The organism is Alkalicoccobacillus plakortidis, from assembly GCF_023703085.1.
GTDB lineage: Bacteria > Bacillota > Bacilli > Bacillales > Bacillaceae_D > Alkalicoccobacillus > Alkalicoccobacillus plakortidis.
This window is the reverse complement of record NZ_JAMQJY010000001.1, coordinates 486,126-500,654: the sequence shown is the minus strand read 5'-3', so window position 1 is coordinate 500,654 and position 14,529 is coordinate 486,126. Positions and strand designations below refer to the sequence as shown.

The 14,529-nt window shown below is 38.5% G+C and carries 16 protein-coding genes, 2 pseudogenes and 1 riboswitch; of the genes and pseudogenes, 16 read left to right on the top strand and 2 right to left on the bottom strand.

Going from position 1 to position 14,529, the window contains the following annotated elements:
* Positions 1 to 41 precede the first annotated feature (41 nt).
* Entirely contained in the window at positions 42 to 764 is a 723-nt protein-coding gene (locus NDM98_RS02790; protein ID WP_251604426.1) for a class I SAM-dependent methyltransferase, read from the bottom strand.
* Between the two features lie 92 nt (positions 765 to 856).
* Between NDM98_RS02790 and NDM98_RS02785 the strand changes: the two genes are divergently transcribed.
* The 3 genes from NDM98_RS02785 to NDM98_RS02775 all read left to right on the top strand — a co-directional run bounded on the left by NDM98_RS02785 (position 857) and on the right by NDM98_RS02775 (position 2,629).
* Positions 857 to 1,228, top strand: coding sequence for a gamma-glutamylcyclotransferase family protein (locus NDM98_RS02785; protein ID WP_251608894.1), 372 nt, complete (start codon positions 857 to 859; stop codon positions 1,226 to 1,228).
* Between the two features lie 356 nt (positions 1,229 to 1,584).
* Positions 1,585 to 2,418, top strand: coding sequence for a peptidoglycan-binding domain-containing protein (locus NDM98_RS02780; RefSeq protein WP_251604424.1), 834 nt, complete (start codon positions 1,585 to 1,587; stop codon positions 2,416 to 2,418).
* Positions 2,381 to 2,629, top strand: coding sequence for a 3D domain-containing protein (locus tag NDM98_RS02775; RefSeq protein WP_251604421.1), 249 nt, complete (start codon positions 2,381 to 2,383; stop codon positions 2,627 to 2,629). The genes NDM98_RS02780 and NDM98_RS02775 overlap by 38 nt, the downstream gene beginning before the upstream one ends.
* Before the next feature lie 971 nt (positions 2,630 to 3,600).
* Here NDM98_RS02775 and NDM98_RS02770 read toward each other — a convergent pair.
* Complete coding sequence (locus NDM98_RS02770; protein WP_251604418.1) at positions 3,601 to 4,479, bottom strand: cation diffusion facilitator family transporter; 879 nt, start codon at positions 4,477 to 4,479, stop codon at positions 3,601 to 3,603.
* A 271-nt stretch (positions 4,480 to 4,750) separates the two neighbouring features.
* On the opposite strand from NDM98_RS02770, the gene NDM98_RS02765 reads away from it, so the two are divergent.
* The 13 genes and pseudogenes from NDM98_RS02765 to cysW all read left to right on the top strand — a co-directional run bounded on the left by NDM98_RS02765 (position 4,751) and on the right by cysW (position 14,525).
* Positions 4,751 to 5,563, top strand: coding sequence for a uroporphyrinogen-III synthase (locus NDM98_RS02765; protein ID WP_251604415.1), 813 nt, complete (start codon positions 4,751 to 4,753; stop codon positions 5,561 to 5,563).
* An 82-nt stretch (positions 5,564 to 5,645) separates the two neighbouring features.
* Positions 5,646 to 6,720, top strand: a pseudogene (locus NDM98_RS02760) (branched-chain amino acid aminotransferase).
* Positions 6,721 to 6,770: 50 nt separating this feature from the next.
* Positions 6,771 to 7,559 (top strand): HAD family hydrolase, encoded by a 789-nt coding sequence (locus NDM98_RS02755; protein ID WP_251604413.1) that lies wholly within the window; start codon positions 6,771 to 6,773, stop codon positions 7,557 to 7,559.
* 60 nt (positions 7,560 to 7,619) lie between these two features.
* A riboswitch (TPP riboswitch) is annotated at positions 7,620 to 7,716 on the top strand.
* A 115-nt stretch (positions 7,717 to 7,831) separates the two neighbouring features.
* Positions 7,832 to 8,410 (top strand): ECF transporter S component, encoded by a 579-nt coding sequence (locus tag NDM98_RS02750; protein ID WP_251604411.1) that lies wholly within the window; start codon positions 7,832 to 7,834, stop codon positions 8,408 to 8,410.
* A 15-nt stretch (positions 8,411 to 8,425) separates the two neighbouring features.
* A complete protein-coding gene (locus NDM98_RS23800; protein ID WP_307728620.1) occupies positions 8,426 to 8,902 on the top strand; it encodes an ABC transporter ATP-binding protein in 477 nt (158 codons plus the stop codon).
* Complete coding sequence (locus tag NDM98_RS23795; RefSeq protein WP_307728619.1) at positions 8,859 to 9,350, top strand: hypothetical protein; 492 nt, start codon at positions 8,859 to 8,861, stop codon at positions 9,348 to 9,350. Before NDM98_RS23800 ends, NDM98_RS23795 begins: the two co-directional genes overlap by 44 nt.
* The gene (locus tag NDM98_RS23790) at positions 9,299 to 9,880 is read left to right on the top strand and encodes an ABC transporter ATP-binding protein (protein ID WP_307728617.1); all 582 of its coding nucleotides are present in this window, start codon (positions 9,299 to 9,301) and stop codon (positions 9,878 to 9,880) included. Before NDM98_RS23795 ends, NDM98_RS23790 begins: the two co-directional genes overlap by 52 nt.
* Positions 9,880 to 10,686 (top strand): energy-coupling factor transporter transmembrane component T family protein, encoded by an 807-nt coding sequence (locus NDM98_RS02740; RefSeq protein WP_251604409.1) that lies wholly within the window; start codon positions 9,880 to 9,882, stop codon positions 10,684 to 10,686. The genes NDM98_RS23790 and NDM98_RS02740 overlap by 1 nt, the downstream gene beginning before the upstream one ends.
* A gap of 21 nt (positions 10,687 to 10,707) precedes the next feature.
* A complete protein-coding gene (gene tenA / locus NDM98_RS02735; RefSeq protein ID WP_251604406.1) occupies positions 10,708 to 11,415 on the top strand; it encodes a thiaminase II in 708 nt (235 codons plus the stop codon).
* Between the two features lie 144 nt (positions 11,416 to 11,559).
* Positions 11,560 to 11,703, top strand: coding sequence for a YezD family protein (locus NDM98_RS02730; RefSeq protein ID WP_373370351.1), 144 nt, complete (start codon positions 11,560 to 11,562; stop codon positions 11,701 to 11,703).
* Between the two features lie 84 nt (positions 11,704 to 11,787).
* Positions 11,788 to 12,799 (top strand): annotated as a pseudogene (locus NDM98_RS02725) (sulfate ABC transporter substrate-binding protein).
* A gap of 19 nt (positions 12,800 to 12,818) precedes the next feature.
* A complete protein-coding gene (gene cysT / locus NDM98_RS02720) occupies positions 12,819 to 13,652 on the top strand; it encodes a sulfate ABC transporter permease subunit CysT (RefSeq protein ID WP_251604403.1) in 834 nt (277 codons plus the stop codon).
* Between the two features lie 18 nt (positions 13,653 to 13,670).
* Entirely contained in the window at positions 13,671 to 14,525 is an 855-nt protein-coding gene (cysW, locus tag NDM98_RS02715; protein WP_251604400.1) for a sulfate ABC transporter permease subunit CysW, read from the top strand.
* Positions 14,526 to 14,529 lie beyond the last annotated feature (4 nt).

The following is a 14,529-nucleotide window of genomic DNA, read 5'->3' as shown; positions in this document are numbered from 1 at the left end:
AATCAAGACAGAAGAGAAGGGCAACTGTCTCGATCTGTTGGTTACGATTTGTCGGCAATAATTAACAGAAATCCAAGCTTAGTTGAATACCGCTTACTAAGTGTCTGATGTTCGTTCCATAAATCGTGTAAAGTAGGATCCAGGACTTCTGATGGGAAAAAATCATTCTCTCGGTCTTCTTCTTGGTTTAATAGTGCAGAAATTGGACTTGCGATACATAGTTGAATCGATTGAAATCCATTTTCGTTCAATTTATTAACCCATTGATTTGTAGAAAGCAGTTGTTTTATTTGATACATCTCTTTTATTTCTTTAGCTTCCTCTTCCTGTGGATCCTCTAATAAAACCATTTCATTCAAAAAAAGCTTACCACCGGTTTTTAGTACGCGAGCATATTCTTTTAAGGTGTGATCTACATGTGTGAATGCAGCGACAGATTCTGAAAGCACAAAATCAAAGCTTTTGGATGAAAAGGGCATAGATTCGATGTTTGCTTCTACTAAATGAATCATTTGATCTTCCATATTAAATCGATTCCTTGCTTTTTCAATCATTAATGGATGGAAGTCAACGGCTGTTACGTTACATTGGAAAGTCGTGTAAATATATGAAGCTGTTTGCCCTGTGCCGCAGCCGCAATCTAGGATATCATCTTCTTTTTGAATGGATAGCTGCGTCAACAGTTCCTTTGTAAGTGTATATCCGCCGGGATGAGCACTACCAATTCCAAATTCAGCTAATAGATCCATATAACTATACTTCATAACCCACCTCTTTTTTATACAGCCTATGCAATATTCAGAAAATCTGATACCGTAATAAAAACAAGATAATTGAAGGATGATGACATGTGCCAATGGTTTTTGTGTATGGAACCCTATTAAAGAATGAATCAAACAGCCATTTATTAGCAGGAGCTGAATGTATTGACTCAAATTGTTTTATTTATGGAGAACTATACGATACAAGCTTAGGTTATCCAACCGTGTGTGTAGATGAGACAAGTCATACAGTATGGGGAGAATTATATGAAGTAACTGATGAGGTTCTACATAAAATTGACGCACTTGAAGGCTATATCGGGGATGAGTTGAAGAATGATTACAATCGACTTTTATTAAACATATATCGAAAGAACGGGGTAAGTCAGGCATTGGTGTATGTCTTTCCCTCTATAAAAACCGCACATTTATCACTTATTGAGTCAGGTAATTGGAGAGAGAGATAAGCAAATACGAATTGTCGAATGGTGAGTTTATAACAACATGGTTACAGGTGTGACAAATAAAATGGGGTAAATCAAGACGAATTCTGTTGAATTCGTGGATTTTAGGTCAAAATGGGAGATACTTTTGGTTAGTTTAACCATTAATCAGTAAAACACGGAAAAAATGACGCTAATTATGTGTAAATCTCAAAACTAAGTCACTTTAAAAACCTAATATATGGAATGAAGATGTCCCTCCTTTGACTTTTGTTACATTAAGATTTCAATTCGTTTAAGTAGGCCGCTAAAGGATTGATAGATTCTACAGTCACTGGTACTGTATGGAGCAGTGGTTGAAATCAAAGGAGGTTGGCACCATGAATGCTAAAATTCCATTTAAAACACTTCGTTATGTAACGTTACCAGTTGCAACGGCTGGATTTGTCTTATTTGCTTCACCAAGCATCTCAGAGGCAAGCAGTTTTGATACCCTACATAAGGGTGATGAAGGGAAACATGTTGAACAACTACAAGAGTTGTTATCCGAAAAAGGATTCTTTAACGATGAGATAAATGGCACATATACAATCGAAACTTCAGAAGCAGTAAAATCATTCCAAAAGAAATATGATCTAGAATCAGATGGGATTGCAGGAGCTCAAACAGTAGGCGCTCTTCATGTATTGTCAGAAGGCGATGAAGGTGACATTGTTGAAGAATTACAATCTCAATTAATCGATCTTGGTTTCCTAGATGGTGGCCAAGATGGAATCTTCGGCCCACTTACGAAGAAAGCAGTAAGTTCTTTCCAAGCGGATCATAAGCTTTCTGTTGATGGAATTGCTGGACCAAAAACTTTCAAAGAGCTATATTACACAACAGCCGAGAAAGTAATTCAGCAAAAAACAGAAACAAAAGCAGAAGAAGTAACAGCTGAACCTAAAGCTCAGGAAACCACTACTGAGCAGGAACAGCCGCAACAATCTGAACAAGCAGAGTCAGCTGAACCTGTTGAAGAAACAGAACCAGCCACTGAAGAGGCGTCTGCTCAAGCTGAAGAAACAGAACCTGCCACTGAAGAGGCGTCTGTTCAAGCTGAAGAAACAGAATCAAGCAGTCAACAAGAGAGCGGTCAAACTATCCAAGTAGAGGCTACTGCCTATACAGCGAACTGTGCCTGGTTGCTCAGGTGTAACAGCGACTGGAATTGACTTAAATGCTAACCCTAACCAAAAGGTGATCGCAGTTGATCCAAGTGTTATTCCACTAGGTTCACGTGTACATGTTGAAGGTTATGGAGAGGCTATTGCTGGAGATACTGGTGGTGCCATTAACGGTAACAAAGTAGATCTATACATGCAATCTCACGATGATGCAATAGCATTCGGTCGTAAAACAATTAGCGTAACAATCCTAGATTAATAATAGAAAACGAAGACGAGGCCATTGGTCTCGTCTTTTTCTATTTATTATGTACCCGATTTGAATGGAGATAAACCATATTTTTCAGAAAATTCAACATAAGTGAGTGAGGATGAGGGGTGGAATCGAGGATGAAAGGGAGAAATCGGGGATGAGAGTGTGGAGGTTTTGTGCAAAAGCGGTCTTATTTTCAAAGTTAAAAACTACCACTCAAGATCTTCCAACATGTGATGCCAAGCATTTTTCTAGAAAAACAAGAACTTAAAACAGGAGAGGAAAAGGACTAAAAGCAATACCAAGAAACACATGATTGAGACCAAGCAAGATAGTTAAACCATCAAGAGACGAGTAGGGATAGCCAGAGTAAATGACGAAACGTCAAGAGAAACCAAACAATTACTAAGCTCAGTGCACCTACTCTAAGAAAAACAGTGGTGGGAGTAAGAGCTACTTTACGTTAACAAGAGAAATAGCAACTATGGCAAGAATCTCCTGCATCACACCAAGAGCCATCTTCAAATAAAAAGAGCAACCCATTTCTCAACCCTCAAAATGACTAAAAGGAGTAAACCTATTCAGGTTTAGACCGATTAGAAGGAAAACCCAAAGCAAGAGTAAACCAAGCTCAATACCAAGAAACATGTAATTGTAACTAAGATAAATCTTTGATTCATCAAGAGACTAACTACGATAGCAAGAGAATTTGATGAAACGTCAAGCGAAACCAAACAATTACTAAGCTCAGTGCACCTACACCAAGAAAAGCAGCAGTAAAACCAAGAGCTACTCTACCTTAGCAAGAGAAAGGCCCACGTTAGCAAGAAGTGCTTACGCCGCACCAAGAGACTACACTCGACAGTAAGACCTCGCACGCCGCACCAGGATCCCGCTCTACCTCACACTCAAAATAAGCAACTAAAAACTAAAAAAACGATCCTAATCGAAGGATCGTTTATCATGATGAGTCGCTCTTAACTTTGCTTCGTTTCCTCAGATGGTTCAACATGCACATGAGTGTTTGAGATTTGGTGTTCGTCACGCATCACTTCTTCTACTTGATCGGCAATTCTGTGGCTATCCCTTACATTTAAATCAGGAGATACTTCAATCACTACATCTGCATAGATTGATGAGCCAACCTGTCGTGCTTTAACAACTTTTAAGGCCTCTACGTGCTCAAGAACCTCGATGGAGGCTTTATATTGATTCAGGTCACGCTCGTGAAAACCGTCAGTTAGTGAATGTGTTGCTTTTTGAAAGATATCAAATGCTGTATAGCAGATTAACAGTCCAATAATGAAGGCTGTTAATGTGTCAAGCCATGCGATATTCCACTGAGAAGCAAGGATTCCAATCGTTACACCAATACTTACTAAGGCGTCTGAACGATTATCTGCCGCAACAGCAACTAATGCCTGGCTGTTTACGTCTTTAGCGAGTTTTTTATTATAACGATAAACAACAAACATAATTAAGGCACAAATAAAACTTACCCAACCGGCTGTCAGATCTGGTGCTTCTGGTTCAGTAAATAATTTTCGGCCAGCCTCCACCAAGACTTGGAGTCCAACTGCTGCCATAATAAACGCAGCAATGAGTGAGGCAATATTTTCAGCGCGAAAATGACCATAGGGATGATTGGCATCAGGTGGCTTTTGTGAAATTCGCAAGCCTACTAACACAGCTATTGAAGCTACAATGTCTGTAGCATTATTTAAACCATCTGCGCGTAATGCATCTGAAAAAAACAGTGTGCCAATGGTCAGCTTTACTGCGGCTAAAATAATATATGTGATGATGCTGAGCCATGCGCCCTTTTCACCTTTTTTAAGTTGGCTATAACGCTCCATAGGTAATCCTCACTTTCGACATTCTGTTCACGTAAGTATCTTAACAGAGCATGATTGAGTGGGTCTACAGCAAGATGATTAGCCTAAGTCAGTTATCTAGCTATAAGAAAAGTATGTTGACCTAGGTAAACTTATAAAATTTCACGTACCGTATTGATAACACAAAAAGGTAATTAACTTAACGAATAAACAAAAACATGATATATTCAGTTTATTCTAACTGTGTAAATATCTATTTCGAGTATTTTTGGTTGGGGAAGGATGTACTTATATGAAAAGTCTAATCAATTGCCACACAGCTTTAGCTGCTTCGAGAAAGACAGATGAGATGCAGACTATTATTAGAAAACAAGGCGGAACAAGTGAGGTAAGATCTTTACAAGGAACTGTGTTTTTAGCCGAGCTAGATGTAGCAGAAGAATTTCAAGCGACCATCATGAAAAAACCAGATGTGTTTGTTTTCACTACAGGAATTGGCACGGAAACTCTGTTTAGACTTGCAGAGAAAGAAAAATTTGATAAGCAGCTTTATGAAGCATTACAAGGAGCTACAATTGCTGCAAGAGGGTATAAAACACATGCCGTGTTAAAAAAATACGGGTTTGTGCCCGATCTCAGAGATGAAGACGGCACAACTGCTGGTCTTATTGAAGTTATGAGAGACTTGGATTTGAATGATAAGTTAGTTATGGTCCAACTTCATGGAATGGATGCGCCATTATTACGTACATTTCTTGAAACCAATGGGGCAATATCAAAAGAAATCTTGCCTTATCAGCATGTCTCTGTAAAAGAAGAAGATGTGTTACTTTTATTAGACGAACTTGAAAGTGGTTGTTATGACGCGATTTGTTTCACAACAGGTATTCAAGCTAGGGAGTTATTTAAGGTAGCAATCAAGCATCATAAAAAAGAGAATCTGTTAAAGTTATTTGAGAATAATGTTGTGGCTGTGTCTGTTGGGAAAGTAACGTCAGAAGAATTATCCAATCAAGGTGTAAAAAGAATTGTGGCTCCACAAATCGAGCGAATGGGAGCGATGATTATGGAGCTTGGAAATTATATGAAAGAGAGTAAGGGATAAGGCTCATTCAAAAAGTGAGCGAACATGTTATAATAGATTCATAACAATGTAATAATTGTGGATAAAAGGGGAGTTTCTTAATATGTCTGATCAAACATTAGAAATTATGACCGCAACGCACCATAAAACAAAGCCAGATCCTGAAACTCTTGAGTTTGGTAAAACATTTACTGATCATATGTTTATTATGGATTATTCAACTGAAAATGGCTGGCACAGTCCACGAATTATACCTTATCAACCCCTAACACTAGATCCAGCAGCGATGATTTATCACTACGGACAAACTGTATTTGAAGGGCTTAAGGCTTACCGTACGGACGATGAACGAATTCTTTTATTTAGGCCTGAACAAAACTTTAAAAGACTTAATCGTTCAAGCGATCGTTTAAGTATTCCTGATATTGATCCAGAGCTTGTTATTGATTACTTATCAGAGTTATTAAAATTAGATAGAGAATGGATTCCTACATATGAAGGAACTTCGTTATACATTCGCCCATTTATTATTGCAACTGAACCTAACTTGAGTGTGGCTCCATCAGCTACGTATAAATTTATGATTATCCTATCACCAGTAGGCTCTTATTATAAAGAAGGAATTGCACCAGTTGGTATTTATGTTGAAGATGAATATACAAGAGCCGCATTAGGTGGTACAGGTATGGCGAAAACAGCGGGAAATTACTCTGCTGCTTATAAAGCCCAAGATAAAGCAACTGCGCATGGACAAGCACAAGTACTGTGGTTAGATAGTGCTGAAAAGAAATACATTGAAGAAGTAGGAAGCATGAATGTATTCTTTAAAATTGATGGAGAAGTAATCACTCCAAGCATTAAGTGGTAGTATTCTTGAAGGTGTAACACGTAAATCGATCATAGAATTATTAAAAAGCTTGGATGTACAAGTTACAGAGCGGAAAATCTCAATTGATGAAGTTCTTTTAGCTATTGAAGAAAATCGTTTAGAAGAAGCATTTGGAACAGGTACTGCAGCAGTGATTTCACCAATTGGAGAGCTTAGCTTGAAAGGTCAACAAACTCTGATTAATAATCGTGAAACAGGTGCACTTGCTACAAAATTGTATGAAACGTTAACTGGAATCCAAAAAGGAAGAATTGAGGATCCATTTAATTGGACACACGAAGTAAAATAACAGAAAAAATGAGAAGAACTATATAATGTAATACAGAAAGGGAATCCTTGATGATTAAAGCTGTTTTTTTTGATTTAGATGATACTCTTTTATGGGATCAAAAAAGTGTTCAAAAGGCTTTCACAGCAACTTGTGAATATGCCCATGAACACGATAATCGTATTGAAGTTGAAGAACTAGAACATGCAGTAAGAGAAGAAGCAAAAAAGTTGTACGCTTCTTATGAAACATTTTCATTTACTCAATTAATTGGTATTAATCCATTTGAAGGTCTCTGGGCTAATTTTCAAGATAGAGAAGAAGAGTTTCAGAAATTAAAAGAGTTAGCTCCTGGCTATCGTTATGCGTCATGGGATCTAGGACTGCAAAAATGTGGGGTAGACAATAAGGAGCTAGCTAAAGAACTTTCTGAACGTTTTCCATTGGAACGTCGGAAGAATCCAATTGTTTATGAAGAGACATTTGAGGTGCTCGACGCACTCAAAGAAAACTATCAGCTTTTATTATTAACAAATGGATCTCCTGACTTACAAAATATTAAGTTAGAGCTTACGCCTGAATTGGTTCCGTATTTTGACCACATTGTAATCTCCGGTGCTTACGGTAAAGGCAAGCCGGATAAAGGTATATTTGAGCATGCCTTATCATTAATGGAGCTAAATAATGAAGAAGTTGTTATGGTTGGCGATAATCTAATGACAGATATTCTTGGTGCGAAGCGAGCGGGAATCTCATCTATTTGGGTGAATCGACGGAATCAAACGACTGAAGATGTTGAACCAACATTTGAAATTAAATCGCTCACTGAAGTTGAAGCCGTTTTAGACAAACTATCCTAAAAAAGTATTGTCGCAGCTTGAAAATTATGTTTAAATAAAACCGTACAAACAATATAACGTTATTTCCACTAGGGGCGCGTACGCTGAGAGAGGCTTTTGCCTTAACCCTTGACCTGATCTAGATAATACTAGCGTAGGAAAGTGGAGTCGACTCTTCTATTTACGATTTGCTTTTGGGGCAAGTGTGTACAATAACGAAGAAGCCACTCCAATTTTGGAGTGGCTTCTTTTTTTGAGTCACTGGGGAAATGATGAACGAGAGGGATGACTTGATGAAGAGATTGACATTAACAGACATTTTGGTAACGGTTATTATCGCAGTCGTTTTTGCCGTTGTTTACAGACTATGGGGGCCAGTAAATGATAGTTTAAAGCTGTTTCCATTGCAGATCAACGAGCTTATGTATGGAATGTGGTTTATCGCGGCAACCGTTGCATTTTTAATTATTCGTAAACCAGGAGTGGCTCTAATTGCAGAAACTGCAGCGGCCTCCGGTGAGTTTATCGTGGGTTCACAGTATGGATTAGAAGTCCTCATCTATGGAGTGATGCAAGGACTTGGAGCAGAACTTGTATTTGCATTCTTCTTCTACAAAAGTTTCTCATTAATGACTACGTCACTAGCTGGAGCGGCATCTGCAGGGGGATCTTTTATTATGGATTGGAACAGAGGGTATATGTTTGATCTTGTTGGTTGGAATTTAACTCTTGTGTTAGTACTAAGGACATTAAGTGGTATTTTAATTGCCGGTGTTTTTGCTTATTATCTTGTCAAAGCATTAGAGAAAACTGGTGTGACGGATCTGCTCAGACCATCCTCAAAAGCAGATCTGGAAACTCTTGAGAAATAGAAATGGAGTGGTCAGATGACATCAGTGATTTCGGGAGTGAAAAACCTACGCTTAACATTTCCTGGAAGCGGTAATCTGTTATTTAAAGATTTAAGTGTTCAAATCATAGAAGGTGAAAAAGTGTTAATCCTTGGACCAAGTGGAAGCGGGAAATCTACGCTTCTTCAAGTTTTAACCGGTTTAGTACCAGGAGCTATTCAACTTCCACTTAAATACGATGAGCTAACCCAACCGGATTCTTGGGGATATGTCTTTCAGGATCCGGATAGTCAGTTTTGCATGCCTTATGTTGATGAGGAAATCGCTTTTGTTTTGGAGAACCTAGGTGTGAAGCGAGAAGAGATGCACAGTCAGATTGTAGCCTATCTTAAGCAAGTGGGTTTGGAACTTACAAATGTACACACGCCAATATCTCAGCTTTCCCAAGGTATGAAACAACGCTTAGCTATTGCATCTGTGCCTGGCCCTTCAACCATCTACATTAATCTTTGATGAACCAACGGCCATGCTTGACCCAGAAGGTACAGAGCAGATTTGGCAGACGATACAATCTGTTGCAGCAGATCGTACGGTGATTATTGTTGAACATAAAATTGATCATGTGCTCGATTTTGTGGACCGAGTTATTGTTTTAGATACAGAGGGTCAGATTATAGCTGATGGTACAACTGAGCACATTTTTTCTACGTATAAAGAAACATTAAGAGACTATGGTATCTGGTTTCCAGGCGTTTGGCAGGAGTATGTTGCTTCAAGGGATTGGTCAAAGCAATTACTAGTTCAACAACATAATGAACCTGTTATTAAGTTAGATACATTCCAAGTTCTGCGCAGAAAAGAAGCGAAGTTAAACGTACAGGATGCTAAGGTTTATCCTGGAGAGTGGATTTGTGTGACAGGCAAAAATGGTGCTGGAAAAGTACATTGCTACTTGGTTTGATGAATGTCCTAAACCATGACGGCAAATATTTTCTACATGGAACACAAGTGAAGAAGAAGAACCTAATTAGTGACACTGTCGGCTTTGTTTTTCAAAATCCTGAATATCAATTTGTAACGAATCGAGTTTTTGATGAAATTGCCTTTACATTAAAACAAGAGCAAAAGCCAGCTGAACAAATTCAACACATTGTACAAAATTGTCTAGACTCATTCTCATTGAGTAAGCAGCAGGAACAACACCCCTATCAACTTTCTGTAGGACAAAAAAGAAGACTAAGTGTGGCTACAGCCATTGTGAAGGATCAATCCGTCTTATTATTAGATGAACCGACTTTTGGACAAGATGCCAAAAATACGTTTGCTCTTTTAGAGATGATTGAATCGTGCAGAGAGCAAGGCATCACCATTATCATGGTGACGCATGACATGGACGTTCTAACACATTTTGCGACAAGGGTTTGGACTGTAGAGCATGGGGTGTTGTTTGAGGAAGAAGCGATCGTGGATCAAAAGAAGGTGAACAGCTAGTGACAGCTTTATATGCAACAAAGGATACATGGATCACTCATGTAAACCCAAGTATAAAATTGATTTTGTCTATTCTTTTGTTTGCTTATATGATCTTTATTCATAACCCCACACATCTGGTTTATTTAACTGCTGTATTTTGCTTGTTATTGTTTGTCTTCTCAGGACATCCATTACGCTATTTGCTTCTCTTTTCAGCACCGTTTATCCTTGTTTTTTTCTCGTCTGCCAGCTCCATGATTTTTTTTGGTCGTGGTGATACAACGTGGTTTAAATGGGGTATTTTTCATGTGACAGAGGAGAGTTTTTATCGTGGTGTTCACCTAGGGTTTCGTGCTTTGGCCTTTGCTATCTTAGGAATGATCTTTGCATTAACAACCAAGCCAGTTCTTTTATTTTATTCGTTGATGCAACAGTTGAAGGTTCCGTCAAAATACGCTTATAGTTTTTTGGCTTCCATTCGTATTATTCCAATTATGATTGAAGAGTTCCAAACGTTACGCCATGCAATGGTGATTAGACAAGCGGTTCCTGAAAAAGGGCTAAAAGGAGTCTATAAAAAGCTTCAATTTTTTTCTGTCCCTCTGCTTGCACAAAGTATTCGCAGGGCTCAGCGTATTGCCGTAGCAATGGAAGCGAAGCGGTTTATGCAAGTAAAACAACGAACCTACTATTATCAAACTCGTATTACCTACTATGATTTGATCTTTTTAATTGTATTAGTATCGGCACCTTTGGCGACGTATATGCTAGCCGATCTGTTTCCGTTATTTGATAATACGGATGTTCGCTATACCAATTCTTAATTAGAAAAGGAGCGTTTTCACATGACATTTACAGCACACATTCGCAATGAGGCAGACCCCATTTGGAGAAAAAGCTTTGAGCATCCATTTATTAAAGGAATAGCAAATGGAACGTTGCCACTTAGAGCTTTTAAGTATTATGTGATGCAGGATTCTTATTATCTATCTCACTTTGCTCGTGTTCAATCGCTAGCTGCGGCGAAATCTCATGACCCTGAAACGACAAATAGGCTAGCTATTCATGCTCAGGGCTCTTACGAGGCAGAAATGGCCCTTCATCAAGAGTTTTCAGGAAGATTAGGTATTACTCTTGATGATCAGAGGGCATTTAAACCATCCCCAACAGCCTATGCATATACATCGCATCTTTATAGGGCTGCCTACACAGGTCAGATAGGAGATGCGATTGCTGCGTTACTTCCTTGTTATTGGCTTTATCATGAAATAGGAGAGCTGCTACAGGGATGTTCACCTGCTGAACCGATCTACCAGGATTGGATTCACACATATGGGGGAGATGACTTTAAAGAATTAACGTATGAACAAATTAATCGATTAGACCGAATTGCCGAGCAATCAACTCAAACTCAAAGGGATCAAATGAAGGAGCATTTTTTAATTAGCAGTCAATATGAACTTAATTTTTGGGAGATGGCCTATACCCTCGAAAAGTGGAATGATTTAAATGATTCACAAAATACACTTGACACATCGGAAAAGCATGGATAATATATGACTATAAAACATTATATGTGCTGATCGGACAACCGAAGGCCTTTACTAGTAACGTGGTTATTAGTGGAGGCCTTTTATTTTTGTTCTTAAAGCCTACTAAACCACTATACTTAATAATATATTAAAAGGAGGAACTGAATGATGGCACAAACGGATCCAATTAAGATCGATGAGATCGAGAAGAAAATTAATAGTATCAAATATGGCACTGTTTTAATTACAATTCATAACGATCAAATCACACAAATTGATGCCACCGAAAAGACAAGGTTCACTCGCTAATTTTTACACAGCAATTATTTATTTAAATATGGTTTAAAGGGAGAGAAAACATTGAAAAATCATAATAGAAAGAAAAAAACGCTTATTGGTTTAACATCAATTGCAGCATCTTTAGGAGTGCTAAGTGCGTGCGGTTCAGGTGATGAAACTGCGGGTGAAGGCGATGCTGTAGAAATTTTGAATGTTTCCTATGATCCAACTAGAGAATTATATGATGATTATAATAAGGTGTTTGCAGAACATTGGAAAGAGGAGACCGGTCAAACCGTAACCTTTAATCAATCACATGGTGGCTCAGGTAGCCAAGCGAGATCGGTCATTGACGGATTGCAAGCTGATGTTGTGACCCTTGCATTAGCTTATGATATTGATGTATTAAATGAGTCACGTGATCTTATACCTGAGGATTGGCAATCGAGACTTCCGGATAATTCAACGCCATATACATCAACGATTACATTTTTGGTTCGAGAAGGTAATCCTAAAAATATCAATGACTGGGATGATTTAATTCGTGATGATGTTGAAGTCGTCACACCTAATCCAAAAACATCAGGTGGAGCTCGCTTGGAACTATTTAGCTGGATGGGCTTGGGCAGAAGAAGAATACGGATCAGAAGAAGCCGCACAACAATACATTGGTGACTTATATCAGAATGTATCTGTCTTAGATTCAGGAGCTAGAGGGGCAACAACTTCATTTGTTGAACGTGGCATTGGGGACGTACTTTTAGCATGGGAGAACGAAGCGATCCTTTCAACTGAAGAACTTGGAGAAGATGAGTTTGATATAGTTGCACCGTCAATTAGTATTTTAACAGAACCGCCAGTAACGGTAGTTGATCAAAATGTTGATCAAAAAGGCACAAGAGAAGTAGCAGAAGCTTACCTTGAATACCTTTATACGGACGAAGGGCAAAGAATTGCTGCTGAGCATTATTATCGTCCAAGAAACGAAGAGATTCTTGAAGAGTACAGCGAATACTTCCCGGAGATTAATTTATTTACAATCGATGAGGTATTTGGAGGTTGGCAAGAAGCGCAAGAGAAACACTTTAGTGATGGGGGCATTTTCGACCAAATATATGAGCAGTAAAAGTGTGCTGGAGGACCGTATGAGATCATTACGCTTAAAAGAAGAAAGTATAATCCCGGGTTTTTCGTTAACTCTGGGAATGACTATGATGTATTTGGGCTTAATCGTACTTATTCCCATTTCGATGATTTTCCTAAATACCGCTTCGATGAGTTTTTCAGATTATTGGCAGACGGTGACTTCCCCTCGAGTGGTCGCCTCATATAAGTTAAGTATTGGAGCTGCTCTTGCAGCAGCTCTTATTAATGGAGTTTTTGGACTTATCTTAGCGTGGGTATTAGTGAGATACACCTTTCCAGGTAAGAGAATAATAGACGGTTTAATTGATTTGCCGTTTGCATTACCTACAGCTGTTGCTGGTATCGCATTAACAACCATTTATACATCAGATGGATGGGTTGGAAAATACCTGGATGTATTAGGCATCAAGGTAGCCTTTACACCACTTGGAGTAATGACTGCACTTATTTTTATTGGGCTTCCATTTGTTGTTCGAATGGTTGAACCAGTACTGAGAGACTTAAATAAGGAACTTGAAGAAGCTTCATCTAGTTTAGGAGCCAACGGTTTTCATACCTTTACTAAAGTCATTTTGCCAGTGCTGTTTCCGGCGTTACTTTCAGGAATCTCACTTGCTTTTGCTAGAGCACTAGGTGAGTATGGGTCCGTTGTATTTATTTCAGGTAATATGCCTATGAAAACCGAAATTACACCTTTATTAATCATGAATCAGCTTGAACAGTTTAACTATCAAGGAGCAACAGCCATTGCTTCTGTCATGCTGTTATTTTCATTTTTCCTACTGTTTGTTATGAATCTCATTCAATGGTGGGCATCTAAACGTCATACATAAAAGGAGGAATCCAACAGAATGAGTACAGAAATTCAAACAGCAAATCAGATACCTATCAATCAAACCCGTAAGCAAAAATCATGGTTGAAATGGTTTTTGCTGTCGATATCTTTTATATTTCTTGCGTTAGTTTTAATTCTACCGCTTGTTGCGATTTTTGTAAGGGCGTTTGCAGGAGGTTGGGGCGTATATCTTCAGTCAATTACCGAACCCGCTGCCTTATCTGCAATCAAACTGACGCTACTAACTGTTGCCATTGTTGTACCACTGAATACGATATTTGGTGTCACGGCAGCATGGGCATTATCTAAATTTCAATTTAAAGGTAGAAGTTTCATAATTACCTTAATTGATTTACCTTTTGCTGTATCACCTGTAATAGCAGGTCTTGTGTTTGTCCTTTTATTTGGGGTACACGGCTTATTAGGGGAATGGTTATTAGCTAATAATATACAAATCATATTTGCTGTACCAGGTATTGTGTTAGCAACGATGTTTGTGACCGTACCATTTGTAGCCAGACAGTTGATTCCTCTTATGCAGGCGCAAGGAACAACAGAGGAAGAAGCATCATTATCTCTTGGGGCAAATGGTTTTCGCACCTTTTGGCATGTAACCCTTCCAAATATTAAATGGGGACTATTATATGGGGTTATTCTGTGTAATGCACGAGTTATCGGTGAATTTGGAGCAGTTTCCGTTGTTTCAGGAAAAATCAGAGGCTTAACAAACACGATGCCACTCCATGTTGAAATTCTGTACAACGAATATATGTTTACAGCAGCATTTGCGGTTGCATCACTTATGTCCATCCTTGCTATTATTACCTTAGTTATCAAAAATTTCGTTGAGAAGAAAAGTCCAGTGCAGTAAGGAG

Bases quoted from the DNA above. Each gene is read 5' to 3' on its own strand.
- NDM98_RS02770 (WP_251604418.1), bottom strand. From the start codon at position 4,479: ATGGAGCGTTATAGCCAACTTAAAAAAGGTGAAAAGGGCGCATGGCTC.
- NDM98_RS02730 (WP_373370351.1), top strand. From the start codon at position 11,560: ATGATGGCACAAACGGATCCAATTAAGATCGATGAGATCGAGAAGAAA.
- tenA (WP_251604406.1), top strand. From the start codon at position 10,708: ATGACATTTACAGCACACATTCGCAATGAGGCAGACCCCATTTGGAGA.
- NDM98_RS02750 (WP_251604411.1), top strand. From the start codon at position 7,832: ATGAAGAGATTGACATTAACAGACATTTTGGTAACGGTTATTATCGCA.
- NDM98_RS02790 (WP_251604426.1), bottom strand. From the start codon at position 764: ATGAAGTATAGTTATATGGATCTATTAGCTGAATTTGGAATTGGTAGT.
- NDM98_RS02780 (WP_251604424.1), top strand. From the start codon at position 1,585: ATGAATGCTAAAATTCCATTTAAAACACTTCGTTATGTAACGTTACCA.
- NDM98_RS02785 (WP_251608894.1), top strand. From the start codon at position 857: ATGGTTTTTGTGTATGGAACCCTATTAAAGAATGAATCAAACAGCCAT.
- NDM98_RS23800 (WP_307728620.1), top strand. From the start codon at position 8,426: ATGACATCAGTGATTTCGGGAGTGAAAAACCTACGCTTAACATTTCCT.
- cysT (WP_251604403.1), top strand. From the start codon at position 12,819: ATGAGATCATTACGCTTAAAAGAAGAAAGTATAATCCCGGGTTTTTCG.
- NDM98_RS02765 (WP_251604415.1), top strand. From the start codon at position 4,751: ATGAAAAGTCTAATCAATTGCCACACAGCTTTAGCTGCTTCGAGAAAG.
- cysW (WP_251604400.1), top strand. From the start codon at position 13,671: ATGAGTACAGAAATTCAAACAGCAAATCAGATACCTATCAATCAAACC.
- NDM98_RS02755 (WP_251604413.1), top strand. From the start codon at position 6,771: ATGATTAAAGCTGTTTTTTTTGATTTAGATGATACTCTTTTATGGGAT.